At 33.0% G+C, this 23,489-nt stretch carries 8 protein-coding genes and 2 pseudogenes; 5 read left to right on the top strand and 5 right to left on the bottom strand.

The window, feature by feature from the left end:
• Nucleotides 1–966: 966 nt before the first annotated feature.
• The 4 genes and pseudogenes from TERY_RS04030 (at nucleotide 967) to TERY_RS04045 (ending at nucleotide 9,304) form a co-directional block, all read left to right on the top strand.
• A pseudogene (locus tag TERY_RS04030) lies at nucleotides 967–2,236 on the top strand (IS701 family transposase).
• A gap of 3,761 nt (nucleotides 2,237–5,997) precedes the next feature.
• Nucleotides 5,998–6,618, top strand: coding sequence for a COP23 domain-containing protein (locus TERY_RS04035; protein WP_011610654.1), 621 nt, complete (start codon nucleotides 5,998–6,000; stop codon nucleotides 6,616–6,618).
• 349 nt (nucleotides 6,619–6,967) lie between these two features.
• Nucleotides 6,968–7,609 (top strand): tetratricopeptide repeat protein, encoded by a 642-nt coding sequence (locus TERY_RS04040; RefSeq protein ID WP_011610655.1) that lies wholly within the window; start codon nucleotides 6,968–6,970, stop codon nucleotides 7,607–7,609.
• A 96-nt stretch (nucleotides 7,610–7,705) separates the two neighbouring features.
• Nucleotides 7,706–9,304: a CHAT domain-containing protein gene (locus TERY_RS04045; RefSeq protein WP_011610656.1), complete on the top strand. Its 1,599-nt coding sequence runs from the start codon at nucleotides 7,706–7,708 to the stop codon at nucleotides 9,302–9,304.
• 374 nt (nucleotides 9,305–9,678) lie between these two features.
• On the opposite strand, the gene TERY_RS04050 is transcribed toward TERY_RS04045, so the two are convergent.
• The 4 genes and pseudogenes from TERY_RS04050 to TERY_RS04065 all read right to left on the bottom strand — a co-directional run bounded on the left by TERY_RS04050 (nucleotide 9,679) and on the right by TERY_RS04065 (nucleotide 19,830).
• On the bottom strand, nucleotides 9,679–11,118 hold the full coding sequence (locus TERY_RS04050) for a protein kinase domain-containing protein (RefSeq protein WP_011610657.1): 1,440 nt from the start codon (nucleotides 11,116–11,118) through the stop codon (nucleotides 9,679–9,681).
• Between the two features lie 367 nt (nucleotides 11,119–11,485).
• Entirely contained in the window at nucleotides 11,486–13,408 is a 1,923-nt protein-coding gene (locus TERY_RS04055; protein ID WP_011610658.1) for a cation:proton antiporter, read from the bottom strand.
• 2,362 nt (nucleotides 13,409–15,770) lie between these two features.
• Nucleotides 15,771–16,624, bottom strand: a pseudogene (locus tag TERY_RS29790) (IS630 transposase-related protein).
• Nucleotides 16,625–17,748: 1,124 nt separating this feature from the next.
• A complete protein-coding gene (locus TERY_RS04065) occupies nucleotides 17,749–19,830 on the bottom strand; it encodes a DUF255 domain-containing protein (protein WP_011610660.1) in 2,082 nt (693 codons plus the stop codon).
• Between the two features lie 542 nt (nucleotides 19,831–20,372).
• On the opposite strand from TERY_RS04065, the gene TERY_RS24715 reads away from it, so the two are divergent.
• Nucleotides 20,373–20,744 (top strand): hypothetical protein, encoded by a 372-nt coding sequence (locus TERY_RS24715; protein WP_011610661.1) that lies wholly within the window; start codon nucleotides 20,373–20,375, stop codon nucleotides 20,742–20,744.
• A 288-nt stretch (nucleotides 20,745–21,032) separates the two neighbouring features.
• Here the strand turns inward: TERY_RS24715 and rbsK are convergent, their stop codons facing one another.
• Nucleotides 21,033–21,950 (bottom strand): ribokinase, encoded by a 918-nt coding sequence (gene rbsK / locus TERY_RS04075; protein WP_011610662.1) that lies wholly within the window; start codon nucleotides 21,948–21,950, stop codon nucleotides 21,033–21,035.
• Nucleotides 21,951–23,489: the final 1,539 nt, after the last annotated feature.

Consider the following 23,489-nt stretch of genomic DNA (forward strand, 5'->3'; position numbering starts at 1 on the left):
TTTTACTCACTTACTTCGGCTGACAAGGTTTTATTGCGGTATGCGCAATAGGAGTTTTTACTCACTTACTTCGGCTGACAAGGTTTTATTGCGATATGCGCAATAGGAGTTTTTACTCACTTACTTCGGCTCAGTCAGATTAATTCATCTAAATCTCAAATATTGTCTGAGATAGTTTGATTAGGGATTTTTTATAGAAATTTGGGCTGACAAGGTTTTATTGCGATATGCGCAATAGGAGTTTTTACTCACTTACTTCGGCTGACAAGGTTTTATTGCGGTATGCGCAATAGGAGTTTTTACTCACTTACTTCGGCTCAGTCAGATTAATTCATCTAAATCTCAAATATTGTCTGAGATAGTTTGATTAGGGATTTTTCATAGAAATTTGGGCTGACAAGGTTTTATTGCGATATGCGCAATAGGAGTTTTTACTCACTTATTTCGGCTGACAAGGTTTTATTGCGATATGCGCAATAGGAATTTTTACTCACTTACTTCGGCTCAGTCAGATTAATTCATCTAAATCTCAAATATTGTCTGAGATAGTTTGATTAGGGATTTTTCATAGAAATTTGGGCTGACAAGGTTTTATTGCGATATGCGCAATAGGAGTTTTTACTCACTTACTTCGGCTCAGTCAGATTAATTCATCTAAATCTCAAATATTGTCTGAGATAGTTTGATTAGGGATTTTTCATAGAAATTTGGGCTGACAAGGTTTTATTGCGATATGCGCAATAGGAGTTTTTACTCACTTATTTCGGCTGACAAGGTTTTATTGCGGTATGCGCAATAGGAGTTTTTACTCACTTATTTCGGCTCAGTCAGATTAATTCATCTAAATCTCAAATATTGTCTGAGATAGTTTGATTAGCGGGACTTTAGTGAAAAAATAGTAAAAAAAAGGGTATAATGTATACCTGATATGTATTTTACGTTAATTACTGGCCTGGGAAAAGTTTGATGAAAGAAACAACTTCAGTGGCCATGCCCTCTTGTTTCCATCGATGGTGCGATCGCTTTAACAATGTCTTTAAAACAAAAGCCCAAAAAACAGGGTTTAGGGAATATATAGGAGGATTACTCTTGAGAAAGCGATCGAAAAAACTTGTCTCAAATTGCCAACAACACTGTAGGTCACACGTACCACAAATTACGGCATTTTCTAGTTCGAGCAAATTGGTCTGTAGATGCTGTGAATGAGCGTCGTCTTCAAGTAATGTGGGAACGTCGCCAAACAAAACCTTCTCGATCCTATTGCTTTAATTATAGACGATTCAGGCCACAGAAAAAGTGGTAATTTTACTGCAGGAGTAGGGCGGCAATATATAGGAGAAATAGGAAAAACAGATAATGGTGTAGTCGTGGTGACAACTCATCTTTATGATGGAGTTAAAAGTCTACCTTTAGACATAGCTTTGTATCAGAAAGCTGATTCTTTTCCAAAAGGAAAAAAAGACCCAGAATTTGTCAAGAAACCAGACGAGTGCAATGTCTCTAGTAGATCAATGTTTGTCCAGAGGACACCAACCAGAAATTGTGTTAATTGAAATTTGGCTATGGTAACAATACATCATTCTTAAATCAACTAGAGAAAAGAAGTTTAACTTATATAGGAGGATTAGCTAAAAATCGAAAAGTCATCATTAAAAAACAAGATGACATTAAAGAGGAAATTAGATTAGACAAGCTGGCAGAAAGTATACCTCAGAAAGCTTTCAACTTAGTTCAACTAAGTACAAAAAATGCTAGAGAAGTTTGGGTAGCTACATTAGAAGTAGAAATATCTAGGATGTCAGGTCAAAAAACTATAGCTATCGTTATGAATGCTAAAAGTTTTTCTGAGGCCACTGATATTAACTATTATATCACTAATAGAGAAGACAAATATGTAACTCCTGAGTGGATATATTCTACTTATTCTCAAAGAAATTGGGTGGAAGTTTTCTACAGGGAAGCCAAAGGATGGTTAGGATTAAGAGAATATCAAGTCAGAGATAAAATCAGCCTTAAAAGGCATTTTATTTTAGTATTTTGTGCTTATACATTTATTATCTGGCATCAGTTAACAGGAGGTATAAGAAGGCGTTGGGCTAACAAACCATTAAATACGTTTACTGATACTTTAGAAGCATTTCGTACCGCAATATCTTATCGTTTTGTTGAGTGGTTAGATGAAAACATCGACGTATTTACCGCTCATAAAGAGAGTTTAGGGTTTGTTTGGGCTTGAAATTTGCTAAAGTCCCGTTAGGGATTTTTCATAGAAATTTGGGCTGACAAGGTTTTATTGCGATATGCGCAATAGGAGTTTTTACTCACTTACTTCGGCTCAGTCAGATTAATTCATCTAAATCTCAAATATTGTCTGAGATAGTTTGATTAGGGATTTTTCATAGAAATTTGGGCTGACAAGGTTTTATTGCGGTATGCGCAATAGGAGTTTTTACTCACTTACTTCGGCTGACAAGGTTTTATTGCGATATACGCAATAGGAATTTTTACTCACTTACTTCGACTCAGTCAGATTAATTCATCTAAATCTCAAATATTGTCTGAGATAGTTTGATTAGGGATTTTTCATAGAAATTTGGGCTGACAAGGTTTTATTGCGGTATGCGCAATAGGAGTTTTTACTCACTTACTTCGGCTGACAAGGTTTTATTGCGATATACGCAATAGGAATTTTTACTCACTTACTTCGACTCAGTCAGATTAATTCATCTAAATCTCAAATATTGTCTGAGATAGTTTGATTAGGGATTTTTCATAGAAATTTGGGCTGACAAGGTTTTATTGCGATATGCGCAATAGGAGTTTTTACTCACTTACTTCGGCTGACAAGGTTTTATTGCGATATGCGCAATAGGAATTTTTACTCACTTACTTCGGCTCAGTCAGATTAATTCATCTAAATCTCAAATATTGTCTGAGATAGTTTGATTAGGGATTTTTCATAGAAATTTGGGCTGACAAGGTTTTATTGCGATATGCGCAATAGGAGTTTTTACTCACTTACTTCGGCTGACAAGGTTTTATTGCGGTATGCGCAATAGGAGTTTTTACTCACTTACTTCGGCTCAGTCAGATTAATTCATCTAAATCTCAAATATTGTCTGAAATAGTTTGATTAGGGATTTTTCATAGAAATTTGTGCTGACAAGGTTTTATTGCGATATGCGCAATAGGAGTTTTTACTCACTTACTTCGGCTGACAAGGTTTTATTGCGATATGCGCAATAGGAATTTTTACTCACTTACTTCGGCTCAGTCAGATTAATTCATCTAAATCTCAAATATTGTCTGAGATAGTTTGATTAGGGATTTTTCATAGAAATTTGGGCTGACAAGGTTTTATTGCGATATGCGCAATAGGAGTTTTTACTCACTTATTTCGGCTGACAAGGTTTTATTGCGATATGCGCAATAGAAGTTTTTACTCACTTACTTCGGCTCAGTCAGATTAATTCATCTAAATCTCAAATATTGTCTGAGATAGTTTGATTAGGGATTTTTCATAGAAATTTGGGCTGACAAGGTTTTATTGCGATATGCGCAATAGGAGTTTTTACTCACTTACTTCGGCTCAGTCAGATTAATTCATCTAAATCTCAAATATTGTCTGAGATAGTTTGATTAGGGATTTTTCATAGAAATTTGGGCTGACAAGGTTTTATTGCGATATGCGCAATAGGAGTTTTTACTCACTTATTTCGGCTGACAAGGTTTTATTGCGGTATGCGCAATAGGAGTTTTTACTCACTTATTTCGGCTCAGTCAGATTAATTCATCTAAATCTCAAATATTGTCTGAGATAGTTTGATTAGGGATTTTTCATAGAAATTTGGGCTGACAAGGTTTTATTGCGATATGCGCAATAGGAGTTTTTACTCACTTATTTCGGCTGACAAGGTTTTATTGCGGTATGCGCAATAGAAGTTTTTACTCACTTACTTCGGCTCAGTCAGATTAATTCATCTAAATCTCAAATATTGTCTGAGATAGTTTGATTAGGGATTTTTCATAGAAATTTGGGCTGACAAGGTTTTATTGCGGTATGCGCAATAGGAATTTTTACTCACTTACTTCGGCTGACAAGGTTTTATTGCGATATGCGCAATAGGAGTTTTTACTCACTTATTTCGGCTCAGTCAGATTAATTCATCTAAATCTCAAATATTGTCTGAGATAGTTTGATTAGGGATTTTTCATAGAAATTTGGGCTGACAAGGTTTTATTGCGATATGCGCAATAGGAGTTTTTACTCACTTATTTGGGCTGACAAGGTTTTATTGCGATATGCGCAATAGGAGTTTTTACTCACTTACTTCGGCTCAGTCAGATTAATTCATCTAAATCTCAAATATTGTCTGAGATAGTTTGATTAGGGATTTTTCATAGAAATTTGGGCTGACAAGGTTTTATTGCGATATGCGCAATAGGAGTTTTTACTCACTTACTTCGGCTCAGTCAGATTAATTCATCTAAATCTCAAATATTGTCTGAGATAGTTTGATTAGGGATTTTTCATAGAAATTTGGGCTGACAAGGTTTTATTGCGATATGCGCAATAGGAGTTTTTACTCACTTATTTCGGCTGACAAGGTTTTATTGCGGTATGCGCAATAGGAGTTTTTACTCACTTATTTCGGCTCAGTCAGATTAATTCATCTAAATCTCAAATATTGTCTGAGATAGTTTGATTAGGGATTTTTCATAGAAATTTGGGCTGACAAGGTTTTATTGCGATATGCGCAATAGGAGTTTTTACTCACTTATTTTGGCTGACAAGGTTTTATTGCGGTATGCGCAATAGAAGTTTTTACTCACTTACTTCGGCTCAGTCAGATTAATTCATCTAAATCTCAAATATTGTCTGAGATAGTTTGATTAGGGATTTTTCATAGAAATTTGGGCTGACAAGGTTTTATTGCGGTATGCGCAATAGGAATTTTTACTCACTTATTTGGGCTGACAAGGTTTTATTGCGATATGCGCAATAGGAGTTTTTACTCACTTATTTCGGCTCAGTCAGATTAATTCATCTAAATCTCAAATATTGTCTGAGATAGTTTGATTAGGGATTTTTCATAGAAATTTGGGCTGACAAGGTTTTATTGCGATATGCGCAATAGGAGTTTTTACTCACTTATTTGGGCTGACAAGGTTTTATTGCGATATGCGCAATAGGAGTTTTTACTCACTTATTTCGGCTCAGTCAGATTAATTCATCTAAATCTCAAATATTGTCTGAGATAGTTTGATTAGGGATTTTTCATAGAAATTTGGGCTGACAAGGTTTTATTGCGATATGCGCAATAGGAGTTTTTACTCACTTATTTGGGCTGACAAGGTTTTATTGCGATATGCGCAATAGGAGTTTTTACTCACTTATTTCGGCTCAGTCAGATTAATTCATCTAAATCTCAAATATTGTCTGAGATAGTTTGATTAGGGATTTTTCATAGAAATTTGGGCTGACAAGGTTTTATTGCGATATGCGCAATAGGAGTTTTTACTCACTTACTTCGGCTGACAAGGTTTTATTGCGGTATGCGCAATAGGAGTTTTTACTCACTTACTTCGGCTGACAAAGTTTTATTGCGGTATGCGCAATAGGAATTTTTACTCACTTACTTCGGCTAAAATGGATTTAAGAGTAAGATATTGTCAATTTGTTAATTTTTAAACTTAATACCTAACACCTAACACCTGACATCTGACACCTGACACCTCAAAAATTTATCAATTATCAAATAACTTTAATATTATGGAATTTTAAACAACCATCTTGAAGTTAATTTAAAGACTATCAAAATTACTAATTTGAGGTATCTTTGAAAATTTAAAGTCAGATTAGAGATGTATTACTGTTGTGCTTTGCAACAAAGTTCTATCCTTTTACAATTATGAGCAATAATCAGAAAAAAATCCTGGACTAAATTCGCTGGTTTACTAGGTGGAGTTGCTGGTGTATTTGGTGGAGTTGCTGCTTTGATTACAGCTATTACTCCTTTTATTAAGTCTGAATCAGAACCATCAACGACACCGATACCTACTCCATCCTCGATGGTTAAGGAAGTGTCTTCTTTAGAATCTAGAATTAGATTCTTTTGTGGAACTGGTGAGTATCGAGGTAAGAATATTCCGGCAATAATTGTAGAAAATACTCAATTAAATGAAGAAATAATTGTTATTTTATGGAAGTTAGACAATTATTATTTTGGTAAAAAGTATCCACCAAAAAAGCGATGCGAAATGGTGTCCCAACGGTTCCAGAATATATATGATAGAGGCGGGTTAAAATATATTGTTCCTACCTTAGAAACTTGGGTTCCTAATCAGGAAATTCCGGTAGTATGTGGAGTTAAGCAAATAATGACTTCTTGTAATAATGAGGATTTACTTTTCACTTTGCAGTCAAATGATGATCCAAATTTAGTGGTGCAAGATTTGATGAACTGCCGGAATTTTCCTCGTAAAAATCCGCCAATATTAAGAGGGGAAGAACCTCCTAATACTTTTGCTGAAGGTAAACGAGTTTATTACGATTTTTCTAATGTTTTGAATAGGTGGCAACTAGAGGAATATTCTCAAGAAAAGCCTGCATTTTAAAGTTTAATTCCATATACTGTCTGAAATAGTTTTATTGCGGATGTCGCCATAAAAATTTTTACTTATAAGGTTTTATTGCGTATGCCGCAATAGGAATTTTTGCTTGTTTCCAGAGGCTCAATCAGTTTAATTTCATCTAAATATCTAGATATTATCTGAAATAGTTTTATTGCGGATGTTGCAATAAAATTTTTACTTACAAGATTTTATTGTGTATACCATAATAGGAATTTTGACTTACTTCCAGAGGCTCAATTTTGTAGAAGTCTATTTCAGAAACCCTAATAACTTATATTGTGTTCAGCTATATTCTGATCAATTATCTTTTCAATTTAAAGGAGTGTTAATTATGAAGCTTTATCAGTTAACAACAACAGCAATAATTACTTTAGTTTCTATTATTAGTAATCCTCTAGAAAGTTTTAGTCAAAAGAAGTTTTTTATTCCTCCAGCTTTAGGGCAAGATTCGTGGGTTAATTCTCCTACCCGAATAGAAATCACAAAAAAAACATCATTACAAGAAATTAACTATAAATTAATAGAAATAGATACTATGAGAAAATATAACGCGCCTGTATCCGAAGCAGATAAAAAAGCTATTATAGAAGACTTAGAAAAAATTGAAGCCCTGAGAAAAAGTCGTAATTTAATTATTAATTATATATGTTCAGGCTATAATATTGCTGAAGCTTGGGAAAAGGCAGTTAAAGCTTGTGAAAGAAGCTTAAGAAAGGGAGATGATCCAGATATATTTCACCCAATACATGAAGCTTACTTTGGTGCCAAAAAATACAACAAAGCAATTAATTCTCTGAAACAGTCTCTAAATAGTGATAATAATAATTATCCTTTTGTCTCATATCAAAAACTAGGATTAATGTATTTTAAATTAGGCGATTATCCTGAAGCAATTAGGCAATATCAAAAAGCAGTAGAATCAATAAAAAAATCCTATGAAGGATATAATTGTGAAGCTTGCATTCATGATTAATTTGCTTCTAATCTTTCTTTAATTCAGTCACATTTTGGATTTTCATTACTCCAAAATGGTAAAATAGATGAAGCTGAGAAAAAGTTTTTAGAGGCTATGAAAAATGATTATAAATCATGGAATCATACAATCGCAAACCTACTCGAAAAAAGTGAAAAATTTGAATTATATGGTGGTTTCGACTTTCAAGGCTTTTTAGTAGGAGAAACTGGAATATTTACTCATGGATTAACAGAATTGCGAATTAAACAAGGAAAATATACAGAAGCTTTAGAATTTGCTGAATATGGTCGTACTCGCATACTGTCTTATCTAATCAATAAAAATAAAGAATCATCTATTAATATTGATAAAATTCAAGCCATTGCCAAACAGCAAAATGCAACATTAGTTAAGTATTCCATGCCAACAAGTATTAATTATCCTGGCATGAAAAAAACCTACAAACCACAACTTTATATCTGGGTAGTTCAACCAACAGGAAAAGTTGATTTTGCCAATATAAATCTCAGTTTAGTTAACTCTAAATATAATAGCCTTTTAGCCAATAACAAATCACTAACTCCAGAGAAAAAATCCAACTCATTCCCTAACCTCATCCCCTTTATTCCCCTACTAATTTTTATTTTCGGAATTTCCCTCAGCCTAAAATTACCAGAGCAACGAAAACTTATTTTAATCAGTAGTTATTTCATCATATTTGTAACTACTATTCCCATCATAAATAATCAAACCACCAATTCCAGTAATCAAAACTCAGATCAATCATCAGCAATTTCCTTAGCTAATATTTCTAGAAATACATTTGTCGAAGTCAGAGGAAATACAAGAAACAATTTATCTGAACCTGTAAAAAAAGGGAACTGTCAAAATCAAGATGATTGTTTAAAGCAAATGCACAAAATTTTGATAGAACCCATTGCCAAACTATTACCTAAAAACCCAGAACAAGAAGTAATTATTATTCCCGACGGCGAACTATTTCGAGTTCCCTTCGCCGCCCTCAAAGGAAGTGATAATCAATATCTAATTCAAAAACATACCCTGCGAGTATCTCCCTCCATCCAACTTTTGCAATTCACTCAACAACAAAAAGCTCAAAAAGCTCCAAACTTATTCAATCAAAACTTAGTAGTAGGTAATCCAGTAATGCCCATAGACCACAATGGTCAACAACTCAAAGCTTTACCAAATGCCGAAAAAGAAGCATCGGCGATCGCTCAACTATTAAACACTATTCCCATCACAGGTATAAGAGCAACAAAATCCAGAATTATCAGACAAATGCCCAATGCTAACATCATCCATCTAGCTACTCATGGAGATCCATCTCGTTTAGCTTTTACCCCTTCAGAACAAGAACAAGGTTTTTTAGGAGAAGGGGAAATTTATAAATTCAACTTAACAGCAGACTTAGTTGTGTTAAGTGCTTGCGAAACTGGGTTAGGAGAAATTACCAGTGATGGAATAGTAGGTCTTGCCCGTCCTTTTATTGGAGCAGGAGTTCCCAGCATAGTTGCTTCTTTATGGCAAGTTCCTGATGCAACAACTTCCGAATTAATGATAGACTTCTATAAAAATCTGAAAGCCAAACAAAACAAAGCTCAAGCTCTCCGACAAGCAATGTTAACCACCATGAAAAAACATCCCGAACCTGTGAACTGGGCAGGATTTTTCCTCGTCGGCGAATCATAAGCAAATTTTACCAAAAAATTGGGTTTAAAACCTCCCCCATAAGCGGGCGACCTTCCATGTTATAATAAAAATATTTTGAATACCCGCCTTGTCTCATAAATACTGTAGAAAAGAAAATATAGTCAAAACTCCGCCCATTAAGAGATGAATTTCTAAATCTGAAAGCTTTCAAAGCAGCCTTAGAATTTTTAAAATATGAAGACTAAAAAAGTTAAAACATTTGACTGTTGACTTCTTACTTCTTACTTCGGCTTTGTTGCATCAAAGTGGTAGAAGTCTATTAAATCAGGATTTATCAATAAATGTCACTAATCCTAAAGTCTTGTAATGCAAGGATTCCAGAATATTCTTACAACAAAGCCATTACTAACTATTTACTGAATTAACTTTTCCCAAGCTTGCCATAAAATCTCCACAGCCTCTGCCGGACTATTAGACAAAAATTGCCTTGCCTTCTGCAAACACATTTGTGCTTTTTGTTCATCTCCAGACTTCCTAATTGCCAAACTTAACCACAACCAAACCATGGGTTGCTCCGACTGAATATCCAAAGACTTAAAATAACATTCCACAGATTTTTCATACCTATTAGATTGATAAAACAAAACACCTAAATTCCGCCACCCTTGCCAATGATTTGGTTGTAACTTCACCGTTTTTTTATAACAAAAAATAGCTGAATTATAACGTTTCAACTGATAACAAACCTCAGCCTTCTTATACCAAGCATCATAATTATTAGGTCGAATATTAATAGCCCGGTCATAAGCAGCGATCGCCTCCTCAGTCTTCCCAAACTCCTGCATAATTCGACCCTTAATAATCTGGGGAATTCCCCCCAACATTTTTGTTAACAAAGAAGGATTATTACCACCCATTTGAGAAACAGAATCAGCAAAACTTTTCTGATATTTGATAGACTCTAATTCTTTTAAAACCTGTTCTACAAACTGATACCTTTCATTAATATTCGGAGCCAAAAGCTGATCAATAACTCTCCCCAAATCTTCACTAATATTAGACTGTAAATATTGTCGCCAAACCCATTGTCCCTCAAGCACATCAAACAACTCAAAAGGCGCAACTTGAGTCAACAAATATATACAAGTAACCCCCAAACTATAAAAGTCACTAGCAGGAGCAGCCTTTCCCGCCAACTGTTCTGGGGCCACATATCCCGCACTACCAATCATCGTTCCAGTTTTACCCAAAGAAGAATTCGTAATTACCTTACTCGCCCCAAAATCAACCAACACCAACTGGCCCTTATTTTCCCCTCCACCATCAGGAAGGGTAATAGAATTGCGCCGAATAATATTTTCTGGCTTAATATCCCGATGAATCACCTGGCGTTCGTGGACAAACTCCAACACAGACAACAAATCCCAAAGTAACTCCTGAATTTGATTTTCCGTAAAAGTCCCATTAGCAACCAATTCTTGCTCTAAATTTTGCCCGTCAATAAATTCTTGGACTAAATATTGTTGTTCCCCCTGTTGAAAATGAGCCATTAATTCAGGAATTTGGGGATGTTGACCCAACTCATCAAGTCTTATAGCTTCCCGACGAAACAACTCAGCAGCTTTTAGAGCATTAGCACTATTTTGGGGAAAAAATTGTTTAATTACGCACCTGGGCAAAGAAGGTTTATACTCATCCACAGCCAAAAAAGTTTTACCAAAGCTACCTTGACCAATAGGTTTAATAGCACGGTAGCGATCGCCCAAGAGCAACTTAGCTCCACAGCTTTGGCAAAATGTATTTCCAGATGGATTATATGGCTTTCGGCATTCAGAGTTGAGGCAGTAACTCATCCGTTTAACTTAAAAATTTAGTTAGTGATAGCCTATAAACAGGAAATGCTAGATTCCCGAAGCACGAAAACCAAAATTTTCAGGAAGGGAAAATTTTTCATACCTTAGCCGAAAGATATTTCAGTTACCAGTCATTAGTATTCTAACTGCTTCATAACACTGATATAAAACATCACAACTAGTAATAACAGTAATGTTTACTTCCAGCTTTTACCAGATAGCTAATAATCAGAATCCCATACCAAGAGCAAAAATAGTTTCATAGGCATCAACAGTTAAGGAAACCCTATCTCTCAATTATTCCCAGCTAAAATATTAAATGTTCAACCTAAACCAATATTATACCCAATATTTTTAATTTTTATTATTATTTAGCTGGTATTTTGTCAGAGTTACTTTCGAGAACTACATTAGGAATAGGTACTTCTTCAACTGCCGGATGTCTTTCTATAGTTAAAGCTGTTTGCTGAGAACCAGATAATCTTTTCAGAAGTTTAGGTTTTGGGTCATGTAACAAATAAATAATCTGGTCTCTTGGTTGCCAATTTTCACTAGCAGGTAATACTTGAAGACTTCCTTGTCGTTCTACCAAAAGTGGTATTAATGCCCCAGACTGAATCAGTGCTTTAAGATGAGTCTTTTGAAACTCAAATCCCAATTCCTTAAGCACTGTCTCACCTAACTTCACCTCTTGATCATCAAGATATTGATTCCAACTTTTCAGATTTAATTCAGTTGTAAATGCTTGTTGAACCTTTTCTTTATTATGATGATTTTTCTGCTGGGGACTTTTTGGATAAACAGCTAGTACCCTTGGTGGCTTAAACTCCTCTGCTGCTCTTTGAGCCAAAACTAAATTTACTTCCCCATTGTTAGTCATTGCTAAGAAAGTTCCTACTGATTCTAAGCCAGCTTCTTCTAGGACATTAACATCTAAGGCACTACTTTTATATGCTTGTAAACCTTCTTTCTCTGCCTGCTTACAAGATTCTTCATCTGTATCAATTAGTACCATTGATTCACCCCTGTCTTTAAATATCTTTCCAATTAATCGAGATAAAGGATTTGAACCTACTATAACAGCACCAGTAGCAGCACTAGAAGTAATTCCTAAAAATTGAGCCACAAATTTTGCTGTCAACCCTTGACTAAAAACTGTCATCATAATTGTCAAGAATACCAAAGCTTTAATAGAGTCACCACCATTGATACCATTCTGAGTTAACAAGATAGCAAACAAAGAAGAAACTGAAGCAGAAACTATTCCTCTAGGAGCAACCCAACTAACAAACATCTTTTGTCGCCAATTAAGCTGACTATTCCAAGTACAAATTAATATATTGAGAGGACGAACCAGAAACATCAAGCTCAAAACTGTAAATATACTTCCCCAACCTAGGGCAACAACACTTGCCAAAGATAGGTCTGCCGCTAATAGAATAAACAATACTGAAACACCTAGCATTGTCAGTTGTCCTTTGAAGCGCCTAATTAATCGCAATTCTGGTATTTCAGCAGCTCCAACTACTATCCCGGCTACTACTGTGGCCATTAACCCAGATTCACTGCCGACTACTTCTGCTAGACCAAACATCCCCCACAAAGCAGCTAAAACCACTAAGTTTGCTAACTCTTCAGAGAGAAATTTGGCTCTTTTCAAACTAAACCCAAGTAGCCAACCTCCTGTCCCACCAATAATAGTGCCCATTCCTAAGCGCACAACTAGGTCTCTAAATAATCCTATAGGGGCAGCACCTTCATTTAAGACAATATTAAGTACCAATACGGCTAGAATTGCTCCTATAGGATCAATGAGAACTCCTTCTCCCTCAAGCAAAGTAGCTAATTTTCGGTCTACTGATACCTGTTTGAGCAATGGTCCTACTACTGTTGGCCCTGTAACAACTACTAGGGAAGCATACAAAAATGCAATTGGCCAAGGAAATTCTCCTAACCAGTGAGCAGCCATACCTCCACCAATTAGTGTGATTAATGTCCCTATAGTAACTAAGTTGCGGATACTGCCCGAAACTCTTCCTAATTCTCTTAGTTTCAAATTGAGGCCACCTTCAAACAAGATTAGGGCTACAAATAGAGAGACTATAACCTCTAGACCACTTCCTAATAGGTTTGGATGTACTAAGCCCAAACCATCTTTACCCACTAAAATACCAAATAGTAGCAAAAAGACTATTGCAGGTACTTTAAGGTAGGCAGCCACAACTTGGGAAGCTATACCACTAGCTACTGTAAGGATAATCAGCAGAGTTATATTAAACGGTATTTCCATAAGCGTTTTTTCCAAGTCTTACCAGCTTTTTTCTCAGGGTTCAAATTTTGGCTCTGAAATTTTCTATTTTAATTTTTGCTGGTTAGTTTTTCTAGATTTTTTTGATTTAGGGACTAAGTTCTTATTTTTTTTGGTTGATTAATTCTTGATTTTAAACCATATTTTTGGCAGTAATTCTTTATATAAAACAATTTAACTACTAAGCTTTTTATTTTTTCATTAATTTATTTGATGGCCTAATTTATTTTTGTATACATTGAATAATTTTTGTCCATTTTTTGCTAAAAAGAGATTCATATATTTTTATTATAACTACTATTAACAAAAGTGGAACTATACTGAATTTTTCACTCTTGCAGAAATAGAGATAATTTATATAATTTTCTAATCGTACACTAATATTAATAGTATTTATGGTGATGGCGTCAATTGATGAAAGCTAATTCTATAGACTTAAGAAAAAGAATACAGATATTTGGGATTATGGAAAAAAATCTACCAATAAACTATATCAAAGGTTTAGAAGGTTTAGGGTTAGTAAAAGTGTTATTCAATGAGTTGAGTCAAAAAGTATCAAATAAATGGAGATATTATACCTTGAACTCAAGGTGTAAGCCCTCCTTATAAATTAAATAGTGAAGAGTTAGTAATCTGAGTATAAATAATAGATAAAAATAATAAGGCAGCTAATGAATAATTATGTAATTTACTGGAACCTGGCACAAAAGTAAAAGGGATAAAAGTATAATTAGTCAAAATTTATGCTATAGCCTTTAGAAAATATATATACGCCTGAAAAATTAAATTTTAAATTCAATCTGAAAGATTAGAACATCAGGAAATAGTCATAGAAATTAAGGTAGATAATTTAGTTTTATAGGTTAATTAGGATTGAGTATAACACAGCACTTCGACTATATACTATAGCATTAAAAGAGATAATGGCTAGAGGAGAAACACGGATCAAACTAGAACAAAATATTTTGACATTGAGGGGCTATGTATTCAGAAAAAGTTTTTAATATTTATGCAGCAGTGGACGGAGTAATTTTGGGGTGCATAGCATTCGATACTAAAGCTTTTCTGCTTAAAGAAGTAGTAATATTAATTGTTGGATAGACTTTTTGTCATAATGGATAACCTTAAAATTCCTAAAAAGGAGAAATAGTAAAATAAATTATTGAAGAAATTGAAGATAGTCTCACATATCTACTTAACCTCCTAATTCACCATAATTTTCCTTCTATTAAAATTTTTATCAAGGTTTAATTGATGCTATTACCTAAGAGATATTAGAAATTACTCAAAAAAAAGATATTCGCAACTGGTTTACCCATTGTTGTTATTACAACTGAACTTTCCCCCTACAAATGTACTATAATTTCTAGGAAAAAATATCTATCAATACTTTTACTTACCCTATCTCCTACTTCCATATATGGATACAAAAAATATGTTTTAATTTATGAATAGGGATTGCCATATAATAAAAATTAATAATAAAAATTATACATATACAACAGCATAGCTCAAGATACTCAAATGGTTAAACATCAGAGCTCTTTTCTTGTGGATATTTTTAGTGAAAAAATTGCGGTTAACTACCTTCAAGTGGGAACTTAGTGATTTTTATCAGGAGGAAAGTTCAGTTTTCTTTATGAATAAAAAAACGTACTAATTAGTCGGTTAGGTGAGAATAATTTCACTATATCCTATTGCTATAACCAGCTCAAGAACCAAATATTCCACACTTAACGCCGTTTTAAGAGTTCTTTGATAAATAACTTCTATAAATTTAATCACTAATTAGTTAGTAACTTTCCTGGTTATAGTAATCTATTATTCATCGATAGTTTGCTAATTTATCCGTTAGTAAATTTATGCATTTTATCCCCAGATAACTGCCGATAAATAGAATAAATTATCCTCACAGGTATATTAGCAAATTGAGCTAAAATCAAATTATATAAATAACCATATTGGGGATTATTTTTTAGTAACAAAAGTTCGGAAAATATATAATTTTTTTTAGTTATTCTATATTCACGAGGATTATATTCTATCCTAATTTGTTCTGGTTGAAGCAGTATATGACCAATAATTTTTCCTTTTTTATAATACCTAGCTTTAATAGAAAGCTCAAGTCATCTATCCAGCTACCAGAAAGGAAAATATTTAAATAGTAAAAAAAATTATTGTATATATAAATATCTGCCAAAGTTGCTTGTAGCATTTGATTATTCCATACTTTTTTCTCCAATTTTTTTGTATGACGTATATGCTAATTTTTTATATCCTTGAAAATATATAAAGGATCGAGTTTATTATACAAAGTATAGTTATTTTAAATAAAACTGAGACACTATTTGGCACAATAATTACGAATAAATTCATCAAGAGATGTATTGATAGGTGAATATATTCTAGCTCTTTTTAATGCGCTAAAATCATGTTCTTAGTTATTTAAATCAGGAGAGTATTTTGACAAAAATAGTAATTGGTGACCCCATGCTTCTACTAATTCTCTAATAACGTTTTTTCGTAATTAATGGTGAATTATCCGTGCAGCAGTACACTGGGAATTTTTAATGATGGTAATAAATGTTTATCTAACCATTGTTCAAATCCCACAGCATTTAGACTTCCTTTGAATATAATTGGTGCTATTAAATCTTTTTCCTTTTTTCTTCTCCCGGCTACTAAATTTTCTCTTTTACCTCGTTTTCCCTCTTGCTCACCATAAACTTTTTTCCCTTTTTTTGACTAGGAATAAATACAGTCTTGATTCTCTTAAAATTCTAATTCATCAATAAATACAAGGCTTTTACTTCTAAATTTTTTGATTAAATTTCGAGGGAAAGCTGATAATATTTTATCCTTTCTTCTCTATTTATTTCTCTATAACAAAGTGGTTTCTTTTTTCAAGGAAAATTCATTATTTTTAAAGTATAAAATATAGCTGGTTGATTAACTCCAAATTTTTTAGCTCTGTCTGACAATGAGCGACTATGGATTTGGTTTTACATCTTTTTCTAATTCTTTCCAATCTAATTTTCTTTGACGACTTTTTACCTTAGTTGCTGACAATTTTGGGCGAAATAACCATCTATATATCGAAGCTATTCCTATCCCAAATGTATGAGCTGCTTTGGTAATTGTACCGCCATTTTCTACAAAATTTATTACTTTTTGTCTGAAGTCTAAACTGTAAGGCATAGTTCAAAATGTTTTCTAGTTGACTTAATTTTATTATACCCAATTCTTGTTTCAATCTTAATTAAAACGACTATAACTATGATTATTTCTCCCATATAATTTAGTTTTTCACACAATTTTTTATTTTTTTTACTTACATCATAAGTCTTTATCTCATAAATATTAGGTACTGCTTCCTAAGGAGATTTTAAACTCGAATCATAACCATATTTTAAGTTTTTTTTCTTGGTATTCAAACCCAACTATCAGAGAATTTTTTCAAATATTATTTGATTATTTTTGCAATATCTGGATGGATAAGTTCATCACAAAATCCTTGTGAAAATCTATTTTTTTGAGGCATTTATCAGATTAGTCATTCTTTGAATTATTTCTCCACAAAATAAGCTATTTATTTCTTGAACTCGCGGGCCGCTAATTGAAAATTTTTTTATTCCTGGAGGATTAACTAATATTAATTCTAAATCTCCGTTAATTTTTCATAGAGCTTCGAGCCAATATTCGGGAATTCCTTCTTTGGTGGGGACTACAATTGAGAATGTTGGTTGTCTCATTTCATTTATCAGTTATTAACATTATTAGGATGTCATCGTACTACTATATAACTCCTGGTTTACTACAAACAGTGAAGAAATTTAGGCATTACAAGTTTATTGTCAAAGAAAAAAAATGTTGGTAGACCTAGAAAAATATCGCCTATAGTGGAAAAAAGTTCATGTCTGAACTCTTTCAAACAGAGAGTTTTAATAGTTATGAGGTCAAGCGATCGCGCTTCTTCAAGAATGAAACTACCCTACTATATCCCCATTTCCTCATGTCTAGGATGTCCAGCATTTCCAGCTGCTGGAGCTTCTCCCTCAGAACCCCATATGTCTTTTAAGAGAATGAAAATACCCTGACCCCCCCCAAGAGGGGAAGTCAAAAGCCAAAAGTAAGATTCTATAGGCTCTAAACTTAGATGCTACAGTAATTTCAGCAAATTATTTCACATATATAGTTTTCAACTATTTGTAATATTCTTTTTTTCACCCTTGGTATTATTTATTAGTGTTTAAACAAAAATAATATTAGTAGTTAATATTAGATATAATTTTATCTAACACTAATAACCTAACACCTTCTGATTAAATCCAACGATTTTGACTTTGCTCTAAATGTTCCAATAATTCCTGTCTACTCAAAGAGGGTTTTTGACAAATCAAACCTTGGCAAACTAACCCCACAGAATTTTCTGGTAAATCAGTTTCTTTCTTATAAATAACAGTAGGAAAATACTGAGTAATTAAATTGTTAATTTCTGCATCAGTTGTTCTAACTAAAGTTTGATTTCTGTACCAGTCTAGGGCAACAAATAAACTCGGACAAGCCTGGGGAGATTTTTTCATTATGCTACTAAAAGCTGTTAAGGCTGACTCAGCTCGGTCTAGATAATATAATTCTTCAGTTAGTAAAGATAAACGTACTAAATTAGCAATTGCTATGCCATTTGCTGCTGGAGTTGCGTTATCAATATAATTTCGTTCTCGTAATATTAATTCTCCAGTAACTTCATAAGAAGTATTATAATAACCAGCTGTTTCTTGACTCCACAAAAATTCATCAAATTCATCTTGTAATTTTATAGCTGTTTCTAACCAAAAATTAGTATTAGTATTTAATTTTGATAAAGTTTCTAAACTAATCGAAGCCTGCTGTAAATCTAGCAATGCTTTAATAAACAAAGCATAGTCTTCTGACTGTGCAGTTACTGCAGGTTTTCCCTCATAATTTAGCCGATGAAAACGTCCATCAATCTGCTGATTTGTAATAATAAAATGAGCAGCATTCATGGCTAATTCTAGATATTCTAAGCTGTTAAATACAGTAGCTGTTCTTGCTAATCCAGAAATCATTAAACTATTCCAGGCAACAATCATTTTAGTGTCTGTTACTGCGGGAATTTTGCCAGGCCAGTTGTTATTTTTTGCCTCTTTATTATTTGTTGCTGGTGGAAAAGTTTCTATATTAAAAGGTTGCACACCATACCGTAGTTTAAATAATTTAGACAGAGAATTTTCTACAGTTTTACTTAACTCTTCTGCTTGCTTTCTTTGCAAAACAATTTTTCCTTCAAAGTTGCCATTAGGTTCAATAAAAAATTGTTTTGATAGTTCAGACAATTCTTCCTTGGTTAACAAATTTTCTAATTCTTTATAACTCCAAATATAGAAAGCTCCTTCTTCTGGTTCGACCTCATCTGGAGTAGTAAAACTATCAGCATCTTGGGCAGCATAGAAAAATCCAGTGGGTGCTGTCATTTCTCTTTTTAGCCAATTTACTGTTCCAATAATTCCCCGTTTAAAAGCTGGTTTGTGATACCCTGCACTCCATAAATTAGCTAAGTACTCAACAATTTGACCGTTATCGTAGAGCATTTTTTCAAAGTGAGGAACTGTCCAATTAGGGTCTACTGTATAACGATGAAATCCTCCAGCAACATGGTCATAAATTCCGCCTAATGCTAGATTTAATCCCCTTTCTAAACAAACTTTATTGCTGTTATTTTGAGATTTAAAATTTAACTTTTTTCCTTGTAAAGCAGCTTGAGCATAAGGTATCATTGGAAAGCTTTGTTGGGAGTAGCGATCGCCAATTATTTTTGTAATAACTTCTAAACCTTGTTGTAATATTTCTTCCTTTAAATCTTCTGCTTCTGGCAATAAAACTGACTTCCTTAAACCCTCCAACATTTCGACTTTTAAAGTGTCAAGTTTATTTTTTTCAAGGTCATAAAAACTCCGAATTTTTTGCAAAACTTCTAAAAAACCTGGTCGTCCATAACGAGGTTCAATAGGGAAATAAGTACCACCAACAAAAGGTATTAAATCATCAGGAGTTAAGAATATATTTAAAGGCCAACCTCCTTGTCCGGTTAACATTTGTAATGCTTGCATATAAATACTATCGACATCAGGTCTTTCTTCTCGATCTACTTTAATTGGTAAAAATTTTTCATTTAAATATTGGGCAATTTTTTCATCAGAAAATGCTTCTCCTTCCATAACAGTACACCAGTGACAACTTGAATAACCAATTGATAAAAATATTGGCTTATCTTGCTGCTTTGCAGTTTCTAAAGCTTCCTCAGACCACGGCCACCAATCTACAGGATTTTCTGCATGTTTGCGCAGATAAAGACTTTGGGATTTAGCTAAGCGATTAGTCATATTAATGTTTATCCTAATTATGAATTATCTTGTCACCCCGTCAGGTTTTTAACAATTGATAATTAACTTTCCTGAAGATTATAACCTATTTATATTTTTTTTACTTGATTGAAGTAAACTATTATGATTTAATTAGAATATTTACTGTTTATTTAATCCTCAAAAGAAGCATACTAAATATTTGGTAGCTAAAATATTATTTGACTCATTTAAATTTATCTTTACCTTGACTTTAAAAAATACTGATGGGAGAAGATAAGGTGGAAATATTGTTTCTGAATTATATCCTGCTAGATTCAATAATAAAATATTTTTAGCAGCAGGTTCGGATCATATTTATGGTATTGATATTGATAGTAAAAAGATAGTTTAATATTTTTATATAGGTTCCGATTTGGATGGTACTTTTGCTATTTCTAAAAAAGGTAAATTATTTTGCGCCATAGAGAAAAAGTTTATTCTTGGAAATGGTGGGATGGTGGGTTAGTAAAATTAAATCCTAATAAAATACCTCATAAAATTGTCAAATTTTCAAATGGTTCTTGCCTACAGGTAATATTAAATTTCCTAGTTGGTTAGGGGGTATTTTTGGGTCAGTAGCATTGAATGATGAATATAATAATTATGGAAAATTTACCGCTTTATTTGCTACTAACGCTATTGATGGATATCTATATATTGGTTGCCAAAATTTAACTATAGAAAATCAAGTTAAAGGACTGTTGAAAAAATTTAATTATGATACTCCTATAATTAAATTTAAGCATAAAATAGGACCTTCTATTTCAATACCAATTTTTACTGATGGAAAGAAATTGGTAACGGTTGGATACAATGGGGTTTATCTCTTTAATTTGAATTGGGAATATGCTAAATCTGACGAGAAAAATGCTTTATCTAATAACAAAAAATAATTTTTTCGTTTAAGAGTTGAAGTAGCCGGCAAATTTGCTGGTCAAATTTATTTTGAATCTACTCCTATTGTTTGGGATGGAATTATTAGAATTTGTGGTCTAGATGGTTAGTTATATAGTTTTGGTTGAAGTAGATATTGCTATTGGCTGAAAAGACTTTTTGTTCAATTTATTCTTTAAAAGAGGAGCTTATTTTTTGAGAATATCTCTTTGTAGGGGAGCAAAAGCATGCTCTCCTATTCGCCATGTGAAATGCTCCCAAATTTACTATCTAAAACCTAAAACCTACTACCTTTTTAAAAGAAAATTATCAAATGTTTTTCTATCGGGCATTGCAGGTTGAGCGCCTGGTTTTGTAGTACATAAAGCACCAGCAGCAGCCCCCCATTTAACAGCTTCTTTTAATGATAAACCTGTATCTAATGCTGCTGCTAAACCACCATTAAAAGCATCGCCCGCAGCGACAGTATCGATCGTTTTTACTACAAAGGCAGGTTGAAAAAATGCTTCTTCTTTAGTTGCACAAATAACTCCGCGATCGCCTATTTTCACCACAGCATTTTTTACACCACGGTGACATAATTCAACAGCTGCCTCCATAGCAGTTTCTTGATTATTTACTTCAAACCCAACCAGTTGACTTGCCTCAATTTCATTAGGAGTAATAATGTCAATCAAATTATAAAAATCATTAGGAAAATTTGCTGGCATTGGTGCTGGATCTAGAATAACTTTAACCCCCATTTCTTGAGCTACTTTTGCTGCACTTATAGCAACTTCCACGGGAATTTCTAATTGTAAAAGTAAAGCTGTAACATCCGATAGCAAATTTTTTAGGCGTTCTACATCTGTATTATTAATACTATGGTTAGCACCAGGAACAACAATAATATTATTTTCTCCACTAGCACCCACAGCAATAACTGCCACCCCCGTATGAGTATTCTCATCAACTAACACATCTGTTGTATCAACATTAGCAGTGGACAAACTGACTAGAAGTTGTTGCCCAAAGCTATCATTTCCGACTCGCCCCACTATTTTTGTGGGAATGCCAAGGCCAGCAGCAGCAACAGCTTGATTTGCTCCTTTACCGCCACCTGCGGTAAAAAAGTTGTTGCCATTAATAGTTTCTCCTGGAGTCGGTAAACGGGGAGTAGTTGCAATTAAGTCAATGTTGACACTACCAAAAATAATTATGCTCATAAGTTATTAGTGCTTTGAAAAGAATTACTTACTGCTGGTAGTATATTGTAATAGTGGTCTATTGTAGTTATCAAGAGTTACCCAAAAACACCATATATAGTGCATAACAATTTTGGCTATTTTTACATTCTGTGAGTGTGGAAACCCAGCTAACGCCACGGGGAGTGAGGACTGAAATATTTATTCAAAAATCTTTAGTTATTATAATTAAACAAGTTTGATTCTAATTAAAAAATATTTCAATTCTAACACCAGATAATCCACTGATAATTTATGTGTAACCTTGTCAATAGTTTTTCCTATTTTCACTGCTAACTTTTTTAGAAAATTCCATACTAATACCCTAGAAGTTATAAGGTTTATTTGGATTTGTATGAGATGAAATTGACAATAATTTAAACATGTTAATTGTTTGATAATAGTATGAAATTTTCCATTTTTTATCTATATTGATAGACTCAAATTTTACAGCTCTAAGTAAGATTTAATTGAGGTAATATTTTGAAATATATTCTGCTTAAGCTGGCATAAACAAAGAAAAAAAACACTTTTTAATGCTGTAAAAAGCCTTTCATAATTGATTATTTTTCCTAATATTTTTTCATTTATATACCCTAGGTTAAATGTTAAAAATTTTGTATTTTTTGAAATATTTTATATGATTAAATGCTAGGATTAATGTTTAAGTAAGAATCATATTTTTTTTCTAAATAATCTATTAATTTAATTAATATTTTTATTGCATATACACTATATATTCATACAGTTTTAAATAATATTAATTATGATTTAAAGCTATTTTGCATAATTTAAATTTTAGTCAATATTGACGAGTTATAAGATTATTAAATTAATATTTTTGCCACTAATATAATTATATCATTCTTGTCTAATTATTAAAGATATTCAGAAAATTAATTTGACAAATTGTCATTTATATTTTTAGATTTTTTGTTCTCTTATTGTTATAGCAATCCTAAATAATATTCGATAAAATATGATATTTAGTCAAATTAGCTATCCTAAAAAAATATACTTTTTTATGATAATTTATCTTCAAAATAATTTAGTCTTAGTATATATAATATATTTTAAAAGTAATATCTCTCAAAGACTTTGTTGTACAAAATATGATTAGATAGTAAAAATTAAGAAGTGAAAATGGTACAAAAAACTATAGTCAATAGGTATGAGCAATAGTAAACCTAAGTCCAATTTCAAGTCCTTTTATCGGCTCAAAAACTGGTCTGAGTATGATGCCTCCTTAAAACAGCAAGGAAGTATAACTTTTTGGCTGGCTCCCGAGGTGTTTCAGGAGTGGCTTAATCAGACAAAAACTGAATGCAGGCTTTTCTTGATAAAATTCCTCTAGTTGCCACCTATTTAAAACATCAGAAAAGTTGCAATAAACTCGTTTACCTTCAGCCAAAGTATTAGCCAGTTCCACAAAAAAATCTAACCCTAGATGCTAAAGGTGTTAGGTATTAGGTGTTAGGTATTAGGTTTAAGAATTAACAAATTGATAACATCTTACTACCA

Source organism: Trichodesmium erythraeum IMS101, from assembly GCF_000014265.1.
Taxonomy (GTDB): domain Bacteria; phylum Cyanobacteriota; class Cyanobacteriia; order Cyanobacteriales; family Microcoleaceae; genus Trichodesmium; species Trichodesmium erythraeum.